9 protein-coding genes are annotated in these 8,564 nt (G+C 62.1%); 3 read left to right on the top strand and 6 right to left on the bottom strand.

The genetic code is table 11. The annotated features are described in order from the left end of the window. Positions 1–197 precede the first annotated feature (197 nt). The gene (locus ACEW8N_RS04790; protein ID WP_373498666.1) at positions 198–764 is read right to left on the bottom strand and encodes a bacterioferritin; all 567 of its coding nucleotides are present in this window, start codon (positions 762–764) and stop codon (positions 198–200) included. A 335-nt stretch (positions 765–1,099) separates the two neighbouring features. Here ACEW8N_RS04790 and ACEW8N_RS04785 point away from each other — a divergent pair, with 335 nt between their 5' ends. Beyond that, positions 1,100–2,014, top strand: a complete 915-nt coding sequence (locus tag ACEW8N_RS04785) for a transporter substrate-binding domain-containing protein (RefSeq protein ID WP_373498665.1) — start codon at positions 1,100–1,102, stop codon at positions 2,012–2,014. Between the two features lie 20 nt (positions 2,015–2,034). Continuing rightward, positions 2,035–3,918, top strand: a complete 1,884-nt coding sequence (locus ACEW8N_RS04780; protein ID WP_373498664.1) for a sensor histidine kinase — start codon at positions 2,035–2,037, stop codon at positions 3,916–3,918. Between the two features lie 19 nt (positions 3,919–3,937). Here ACEW8N_RS04780 and ACEW8N_RS04775 read toward each other — a convergent pair whose 3' ends face one another. The 5 genes from ACEW8N_RS04775 to ACEW8N_RS04755 all read right to left on the bottom strand — a co-directional run bounded on the left by ACEW8N_RS04775 (position 3,938) and on the right by ACEW8N_RS04755 (position 8,150). After that, positions 3,938–4,360, bottom strand: a complete 423-nt coding sequence (locus tag ACEW8N_RS04775) for a YkgJ family cysteine cluster protein (protein WP_373498663.1) — start codon at positions 4,358–4,360, stop codon at positions 3,938–3,940. A gap of 20 nt (positions 4,361–4,380) precedes the next feature. Continuing rightward, a complete protein-coding gene (locus ACEW8N_RS04770) occupies positions 4,381–5,022 on the bottom strand; it encodes a hypothetical protein (RefSeq protein WP_373498662.1) in 642 nt (213 codons plus the stop codon). A gap of 205 nt (positions 5,023–5,227) precedes the next feature. Beyond that, the gene (locus ACEW8N_RS04765; protein ID WP_373498661.1) at positions 5,228–6,112 is read right to left on the bottom strand and encodes a S1 RNA-binding domain-containing protein; all 885 of its coding nucleotides are present in this window, start codon (positions 6,110–6,112) and stop codon (positions 5,228–5,230) included. Between the two features lie 191 nt (positions 6,113–6,303). Continuing rightward, a complete protein-coding gene (hisC, locus tag ACEW8N_RS04760) occupies positions 6,304–7,365 on the bottom strand; it encodes a histidinol-phosphate transaminase (protein WP_373498660.1) in 1,062 nt (353 codons plus the stop codon). Positions 7,366–7,625: 260 nt separating this feature from the next. Beyond that, entirely contained in the window at positions 7,626–8,150 is a 525-nt protein-coding gene (locus ACEW8N_RS04755; RefSeq protein WP_373498659.1) for a PEP-CTERM sorting domain-containing protein, read from the bottom strand. 199 nt (positions 8,151–8,349) lie between these two features. On the opposite strand from ACEW8N_RS04755, the gene ACEW8N_RS04750 reads away from it, so the two are divergent. Then, positions 8,350–8,564, top strand: a 215-nt coding sequence (locus ACEW8N_RS04750; protein ID WP_373498658.1) for an AbrB/MazE/SpoVT family DNA-binding domain-containing protein, incomplete at its 3' end; no start/stop codon positions are given.

Raw genomic sequence — 8,564 nt, 5'->3', positions numbered from 1 at the left:
AGGCATGGTGGTTTGCATTTCATCATTATATATAGGGGTTAAAACGATCACGGCACTCGCCGGGGTTTACCGGCGGGCCGCCGCGGCCACAAAATGGGCTACCATAAAGAGCGGCCCGGTTTTTGTCAAGGAAGGGAATTGGCTTGGGCGCTGCCTCACCGGAAGCGCCCCAGGGGTTGCAGTTGCGCCTGTCGCCGCTATGCGGCGGCCGGGCCGGAGACGAAGCCCTTGGAGGCCGGGCCGGTGGAGGCGGGGGTGCCGGCGATCTGGGCCAGGTAGACGGCGCCCAGATCCTTGATGTGGCCGCCGATATTGTCGAAGTAGTTGAAATGGATCTGCTCTTCATCGATGATGGATTCGAACAGCTTCATGCTGGTGCTGTCGCCGTTTTCGCGGCATACCAGCAAAAATTGATTGTAGACCTCCATGGTGTGGTCTTCCAGGTCGGCGTCGAAGGGGAAGATGGCCTCCACCTTCTGGCCTTTCTTGGTCTTGGCCGTCGGCTCGCTGGTCGGCTCGCCGCCCAACTCCTTGATGCGCTCGGCGAAGGCCTCGGCATGGCGCATTTCGTCGATGGCGATCAGCTTGACCTTGGCGGCCATCTCGCCGTAGTCCATATTATCCAGGTTGTAATGCTGGTTCATGTATTGGGTGATGGCAAGAAGCTCCATGGCCCGCGCCTTGTTCAACACCTCGATCACCTTCTGCCGCCGATCCTCTTTTGTATTCGTGGCCGCCTTTGCCGCCGCTGGTTTTGCCATCATTATTCTCCTTTGTTTGAACTGTTGAAGGGAGGGGTGGCTGCACCCGTTTGTCGATATTTACATCATTACGGATGGAAATGCAAAAAATTCACAATAAAATTCCGGGGGCGCCCGGGCGGGTTCGGCGGGGGTCGCACCGAGCCCGGGTTCACCGCCGGATCTTTCCGGCATTTCCTCCCCCCCGCGCTTCCACAGCCCCTTCGCACGGCGGGAAGGGAGGAATGCCGGTTTCGAATGTGATCCATTCACATATCTCTTGACATCGAAATCTCATACCGGCTATAAAAAATCTTATACGCATAGGATTCTTGCGTAATGCCATAGAGGAATCGATCATGTTGAAAAGGAAAACCGGCGGTCCGTTGCTCTGGCTGCCGATGGTCGCCCTGGTCCTGTCCGTTTGCTGGGGCATTCCCCCGCGGGCTTCCGCGGGCGATCTCGAAACGATCCGCGCCAAGGGCGTGCTGCGCCACCTGGCCATCCCCTACGCGAATTTCGTCCGGGAGACCGGCCGGGGACCGGACGGGCTCGACGTGGAGCTGATGCAGGCGTTCAGCGCACACCTCGGGGTGGCCTACGAACTGGTCCGGACCGACTGGAAGAACATCATCCCGGACCTCACCGGGAAAATCGTGACGCCCAGGGGCGAAGCGGTCGTCATCGAGGGCGATGCGCCGGTCAGGGGGGATGTCATCGCCACGGGCTTCACCGTGCTGCCGTGGCGGAAAAAGATCATGGACTTCTCCGAAGCGACCTTTCCCAGCGGCGTATGGCTCGTCGCCGAGAGCGAGGCGCCCATCTCCCCCATTTCGCCCACGGGGGACATCCTGAACGACATCCGGGAGGTCAAGGGCCGGATGAAAGGGATATCGGTGCTCACCCTGAAAAACAGTTGCCTCGATGCCGAGCTCTACGGCATAGCCGAAACGGGAGCCGGCGTGAGGATGTTTCCGGAAGACCGGGACCTGGAGGAGATGATCCCCTCGGTGGTGGCACAGATGGCGGACGCGACCCTGATCGATGCGCCCGTGGCCCTGGCGGGGCTTTCAACCTGGCCGGGGAAGATCAAGATCATCGGGCCGGTCTCCGAGGCCCAGGAGATGGCCGCGGCCTTTCCAAAGGGCTCCCCCCGTCTTCGGCGGGCCTTTGACGAGTTTTTCACCGAATTCAAGAAGAGCGGCAGGTACCGGGCACTGGTGGACAGGTATTATCCGTCCGCGGTCATCTTTTACCCCGACTTTTTCAAATAGACGCGGCGGGGAGGAGATCCATGCACCAGACACCAGAACCCGGAAAGAGGGCGGCGGTGCGCGGGATGCCCTGGGCCCTCCTGGCCGCCGGGGTGATCCTCGCCACCCTGATCGGATACCTGCTCTATTTCAATTTCAGAAACCACAGCGCCCTCGTGACCTCCTCCCTCAACGGCTTCCATCTTGACGTGGAGCGCCAGAAGGCGCTGCTGGGATATTTCTTCATCGAACGGAAATACGACATCCGGTCCCTTGCCGCGTCCCAGGAGGTCATCGCCTACTACACGAACAAAGGCATGGGCATGTCGGAGACCTACGGGCTCAAGCTCAACCTGTTCCTCGTCGGCGGACTCATGGAAAGGATCCTCACCGAGAAGGTCATCGAGGAGGACCCCGTCTACCGGCAGATCGCCCTGGCGGAGATGGACGGGAAAATACTCGTCAATGCCGGCCCGGCCGGCGGCCGCAGCGTGATCCGGCATGAAAAATGCCCCCCGTCCCAGCCCGGGGAACCGGCCCTCCACATCAGCGATACCGGGGCCGCCGGGGCCATCAGCATTTCCATGCCGGTGTTCCACAAGAACACCGCCGTCGGGCAGATCACGGCCGAGCTGAGCCTCGACACCCTCTACAGGCATTTCATGGGAGACGGCGCCGATGCCGCCGCAAAGGGCTTTGCCCTGACGGATGCGGACGGGAACCTGCTCTGCCCGGAAGACAGGGGGCGCTGCCCCTCATTTACCGAACTGGCGTCCGCCCCCCCGGCGGCCCAGACGGACGGCCACTACTTCCCCTCCGGCGACCCCGGCGGCAGGACCGCCGAAGCCGTCCTGGTGACGCAGGCGGCCATCCCGTCCTGCCCCCTGCGGCTGACGGCCTGGGTCAAAAAGCGCGAAATCCACGGCGCCATCGCGCCCTGGCAGATCCATCTCGCGGGGGCCTCCTTCACCGCCGTCGTGCTCATCGGCGTCGGGTTGCTGATCCGGTTCAGCCTGAAAAACAGCCTTCTCCGCGCCCAATACAAGGCGTCCAGCAGGCAGCGGCGGCTCCTGGAGCGCAAGAACCGGCAGCTCAGCGAGGAGATCCACCTGAGGGAGGCGGCGGAGAAAAAGCTGGAGATTCAGCAGAGCATCCGCATCCGCTCCGACAGGCTCCGGTCTCTGGGGGAGATGGCGGCGGGCATCGCCCATGAACTCAGCCAGCCCCTGACCGGAATCCGGGGCCTGTCCGAATTCATCGAGTACGGGATCCGGAACCACTCCATCACGGAGCAGAAGATCACCGAGATGGCGGCCCGCATCATGGGCCAGACGGACCGGATGGCCCACATCATCAGCCATGTGCGGCTCTTTGCGCGGGAGGCCGGCAGCGGGAACGTCTCCCTCATCGACCTGAACATGACGGTGGACTCTGCCCTCTCCCTGCTCTCGACCCAGTTCCATTCCCACGGCCTCACGATCCTCCGGAACATGACCGGCGACGCGCTGGTCATCCAGGCCAACCCCTATTCCCTGGAGGAGGTCGTCATCAATATCATGAACAATGCGCGCCATGCGCTGGAGAGCAAAACGGAAACGGCGGGAAAGGGCTTCGCGCCCGTCATCACCATCCGCACCGCACGGGAGGAGACGGCCCCCGGGAATCCCGGCCGCGCCGTCCTGGAAATCAGCGACAACGGGACGGGGATGGCGCCCGACACCGCCGAAAGGATCTTCGACCCCTTCTTCACCACCAAGGCGCCGGACAAGGGCACCGGCCTGGGCCTGTCGATCTGCCGGTCCATCGTGGCGTCCTTCGGCGGCGCCATCGAGTTTTCCACCGTCCCCGGCTGCGGCACCACCTTCCGGATCGCCCTCGACTGCGCCTCCGGCGAGGCGGAGGCCCCATTGCCGGATTCGGCGTGAGCCGACCCGGACGGCCGGGTCAATCCGGGTTCCGGATCCCCGGGCACTCCTCCGCCAGAAGACGGCCCCGCCCCCTGTATCGGTCCCAGAAGGGAAAGGTCCGGCACTGGCGGGGCCGGACCGGATAGACGGCGCAGCGGGCAGGCCTGCCGCTTTCCAGGAAGAGGCACCGGAACCCGTCGTCTGCGGGAACCTCGCGGATCGAGAGCCGGCCGTCGACCCGGTAGAGGCATGTATGGACGAGATCGACGGGATGGATGCCCAGGAAGCGGCTGATCTTTGCGATCTCCCCTTCGCTGACCCAGATCCTGCCGGGATCGCCGCTGCAGCAGCGCCCGGCGCAGGCCGCGCACGCTTCCGGGTCGAAGCCGAACTCAAAGCCTTTTTTCCGGAGGATGCCCGGATGGGGGCTTTCGTCCGTATCCCGCCGGTCCATGGTCATCCCCGGACGCCCCGCCTTCCCTATTTCGCCTTCGCGGGCTTGAGCGCGATCGTGAGGGTCGCGTCCTCGCCGGGCTTCACCTCGATCCAGCGGGTATCGGTCCGGTAGTTTTTCGCCGCCGTCTCGATCTGGTACCGGCCGGGGTCGACCTCCATCCCCTGGGAAAACCGCGGCTTGATGTTGAGCACCCGGATGCCTGCGCCCGCCGGCGTCGTCTGGATGTAGAGCCTTGATTTCGCGGCGGGTTCGGCCTTGGCGGCCGCATACTGCCAAACCGCCCAGTTGGTGCCGTCAAACTTGATGAGGTAGACCCCGTCCTGGATCTGGCGCGCGATCTCGGCCGTGTTGCCGGTGGTGTAGAGGGGCGCCCAGGCCCCGCCCGGAACGGCTCCCTCGGCCCATTTCCGCATGAAGTAGGTGACCTGGTCGGGCTCGTCGCAGATCTTGAAATAATAGCCCCCGGGCTCCTGGACGGCATAGACGGCCCCCTGGGGGACCCCGGTCTCGTAGGATTCTATGATCCTCGGCATGAAGTCCGCCATGCGGCCGGCGAGGAGCTTTCCGTCGCCCGAGGATTCATAACAGGTGGCGCCTGCCCAACCGGCTGCGAGCAGACCGATCGTCATGGCTGTGAATATCATATCGGTGAATCGGAGTTTCATTTCATTTTCCTTTCCAGTACGCCGCAATGACGAGGGATACGCGTTACGCAGATATCGGCCGTTTTGCGGAGCCGTCAAGTTTCAGACGGTTTCGAAAAACGGCCGAGATCAAGGCTTGCGAATCCCGAGGAATGAGGCGTACTTCAAGTACGCCGCAGTGACGAGGGATGAGCGTAACGCAGATATCGGCCGTTTTGCGGAGCCGTCACTCCTTGAGACGGATCCCGTCCGGCTTTATCTCGATAACGCCCTTTTTGTAGAGCCCGCCGATGGTCTTCTTGAACTCCTTCTTGCTCATGGCGAAGAGCCGCTCGATCTTCTCGGGCGTGCTCCGGTCGTGGCAGGAAATGAAACCGCCCGAGGTCTTGAGGGCGTCCAGGATCTTCCGGGTCGATCCCGTCACCGAACCGTATCCCGGCGGCTTGAGGGAGAGGTCGACCTTGCCGTTCTCGCGGATCCGGTTGATGTACCCCGTCCGCTCGTCGCCGATGGCGAGCGGCTCGAAGGTTTCGCTCCGGTAGAGGAGGCCCGTGTAGTGGTTGTCCACCACGGCCATGATGCCGATCTTGGTGAGGCTGTAGACCAGGATCCGGACCTTTTTGCCCCGGGCGAGGTCCGCCGGCGGCTTCCCGCAGTGGGCCGCGATCCGGGTGGTGCCGAAGACCCGGTTCGTGCGCGCGTCGAGGCAGACCTTGACGACATAGCGCTGGCCGACCCGCATCCGGATCTGCTGCTCGCTTTTGGGAACGAGGAGGTCCTTTTCGAGGCCCCAGTCCACGAATGCGCCGAAGGCCACGGTCGACCGGACCTCGAGGCAGGCGAATTCCCCCACCACCGCCTTCGGGGCCAGGGTCGTGGCCACGGGCCGGTCCTGGGAGTCGGTGTAGACGAAGACCCGGAGGCGGTCGCCCACCCGGGTGCCCTCGGGCACGTATTTGGACGGGAGGAGGACCTCCTCCGCCTTTGGGTTGAGATAGAGGCCGAAATCGACCTTTCTCTCCACGACGAGTTCGTTATAGGTGCCGATGTTGAGCATGTGACCTTTCTGTGCGTTTTGATGCGTTTCGATGCGCCGCTCCTGGTTTTTCATGGGCCGGGCATGTCCGGGGGCGGCCCTCGCCCCACGCAGCTTCGGTCAAGTGCCGCTCGGGTTTGCTCCGGGCGTCCCGGAAACTCGCTTCGCTCAAACAGTCCGGGCCGCTGATCCTCCGCTGCACCCGGCGGCACTAAACCTCGCTGCTCCAGGGGCTCGGACCGCCCCCGGACATCCCCTCCGGCCGGCTACTGGTCCAGGATCTCCGACAGGGCCTGGTGGAGCCGGAGCGCCGCATCGTTGCTGCCCACGCTGATGCGAAGGAACTGGTCGATGCGGGGCAGCTTGAAGTGCCGCACCAGGATCTTTTTCTCCCGGAGCCGGGCCGCCAGGGTTGCCGCGTTCCATTCCGGGTGTCGGGCGAAGACGAAGTTGGCGGCCGAGGGCAGCACCGTGAACCCGAGGTGTTGGAGGGAGGCGGTCATCACCTCCCGGGTGCGGATCACGGCCTTGCGGGTCTCGTCGAAGTGCTCCCGGTCTTCCATGGCCGCAACCGCGCCCGCGATGGACAGGCGGCCCAGGGGGTAGGAGTTGAAGCTGTTTTTCACCCGCTCCAGGGCCTCGATCAGCTCCGTATGGCCCACGGCAAACCCCACCCGCAGGCCGGCCAGGGACCGGGACTTGGAAAGGGTCTGGATCACCAGGAGGTTGGGGAAGCGCTCGACGAGCGGGATGGCGGTTTCCCCCCCGAAGTCGATGTAGGCCTCGTCCACCACCACCACGGAGTCGGTGTTTTGGGCCAGGAAGGCCTCGATGGCGTCAAGGGAAAGCAGCCTCCCCGTGGGCGCGTTGGGGTTGGCGAAGATCACCCCGCCGTTGGGCCGCAGGTAGTCGTCCAGGTCGATCTCGAAGTCGCCGGTCAGGGGAACGGTTTCGTACTCGATGCCGTAGAGCCCGCAGTAGACCGGGTAGAAGCTGTAGGTGACGTCCGGGAAGAGGAGCGGCTTCGGGTGCTTCAGGAGCCCCAGGAAGGCGTGGGCCAGGGCCTCGTCCGACCCGTTGGCCGCAAAGACCTGGTTCGGGCGCACGCGGTAATACTCGGCCACCGCGGCCTTGAGGCGGTCGGCGTTGGGGTCGGGGTAGAGGCGCAGGGTCTCCGCCGCCTCGGCCCGCAAGGTCGCAAGGACCCCGGGCGACGGCCCGTAGGGGTTTTCATTGGTGTTCAGCTTGATCAGGTCCGGGACCTTGGGCTGCTCCCCGGGAACATAGGGCGTCAGCCCCCGAACGGTTTCGCTCCAGAAACGACTCATGGCGCCTTCCGGGATGTGGGGATGGATCAGGGGCCGGGGCTGCCGCATCATTGCATACAGCGCGAAAACCCGGCGGTTCAAAACGGGGAATTCATAGCAGACTCACGGGGGGAAGGCAAGAAGGGGATTTGGAAGCAGCGGGGATTGCGCTGGCCAATGACTTGGCGTCTGCCAAAACACCGCCGGAAAGCGGAAAGGCGACCCCACTAAGGTGCCGCCTTTCCTGGATATCTGTATCTGCTGATCAGGCTACAGCAAGATTACCGCAGTTTTCTCCGCAGACCCGCCATGCCGACCAGGCCGAGGCCGAGGAGGAGCAGGGTGGTGGGTTCGGGGACTGTCGTCGGATTCCAAGTGGTCAAATGAGAAATTGTTGGTTGTTGACCGCCATTATTTAATAAATCCTCGGTGCTCCAAATTCCTGACGATGCAAAGCCTTCCTCCCAATAAAGTGCAAACTCATTCGCAGCTTTTACGCTATAAAATTCTATCGGCAAATTGGTCGTCCACGTACCGCTTTTATTATCAGCTTCATATGTGACTGTCATAATGATAGATGAGGTACCCGGGTAATCTATCTTTTCATAATAACTAAGATCAACATCTCTAGTTATTCCTTTTTCTGTAGAAAACCAACCTTCTATTGCAAGTTCTAGACTATCTAAGTTGTAGTTCTCTTCATTCCCAGCAAAAACATCGATTAGCTCACCGGAGTTGATAGGTGTCGCCTGAGCAATTCCCAAAAATCCAACCGCCACAAATAAAACCGATAATACTAACTCCATCTAAAATCGTAAAGTTTTCCGACACAATTCCCCGTTTTTACGATTCCATCGGATCTGATCCCGATCCAGTTGATCTCTCGGCCCTGCCGTCGGCCGTGAACCGTTACGATTTGACAAAGGCTTTGCGCATCCTGCAGTGATCACATAATATGGAACTTGCATTTCACGGACCCGGGAACAAAAACAACAGGAGCCGGCCATGCCTTTGGTCAAAGTCGGCCGTAACGGGCAGATTACCATCCCCAAAGAGCTGCGGGCCATTCTGGGGATTCAGGAAGGGGATGTTCTGGAGATCGGCATCCAGGGCGGCAACATCATCCTCAAACCCGGGAGCGCCGTCGATACGGTCCCTGCCGGTCAGCGCTTTTTCGAGGCAATGGATGAAATCCGGGCCGGGATGACGGATGCCGACCC

The organism is Desulfococcus sp. (genome assembly GCF_041737845.1).
Taxonomy (GTDB): domain Bacteria; phylum Desulfobacterota; class Desulfobacteria; order Desulfobacterales; family Desulfococcaceae; genus Desulfococcus.
This window is presented reverse-complemented; position numbering and strand designations above follow the sequence as displayed.

Coding starts and splice junctions, on each gene's coding strand:
- ACEW8N_RS04790 (WP_373498666.1), bottom strand. CDS start 764: ATGATGGCAAAACCAGCGGCGGCAAAGGCGGCCACGAATACAAAAGAG.
- ACEW8N_RS04785 (WP_373498665.1), top strand. CDS start 1,100: ATGTTGAAAAGGAAAACCGGCGGTCCGTTGCTCTGGCTGCCGATGGTC.
- ACEW8N_RS04780 (WP_373498664.1), top strand. CDS start 2,035: ATGCACCAGACACCAGAACCCGGAAAGAGGGCGGCGGTGCGCGGGATG.
- ACEW8N_RS04775 (WP_373498663.1), bottom strand. CDS start 4,360: ATGACCATGGACCGGCGGGATACGGACGAAAGCCCCCATCCGGGCATC.
- ACEW8N_RS04770 (WP_373498662.1), bottom strand. CDS start 5,022: ATGAAACTCCGATTCACCGATATGATATTCACAGCCATGACGATCGGT.
- ACEW8N_RS04765 (WP_373498661.1), bottom strand. CDS start 6,112: ATGAAAAACCAGGAGCGGCGCATCGAAACGCATCAAAACGCACAGAAA.
- hisC (WP_373498660.1), bottom strand. CDS start 7,365: ATGAGTCGTTTCTGGAGCGAAACCGTTCGGGGGCTGACGCCCTATGTT.
- ACEW8N_RS04755 (WP_373498659.1), bottom strand. CDS start 8,150: ATGGAGTTAGTATTATCGGTTTTATTTGTGGCGGTTGGATTTTTGGGA.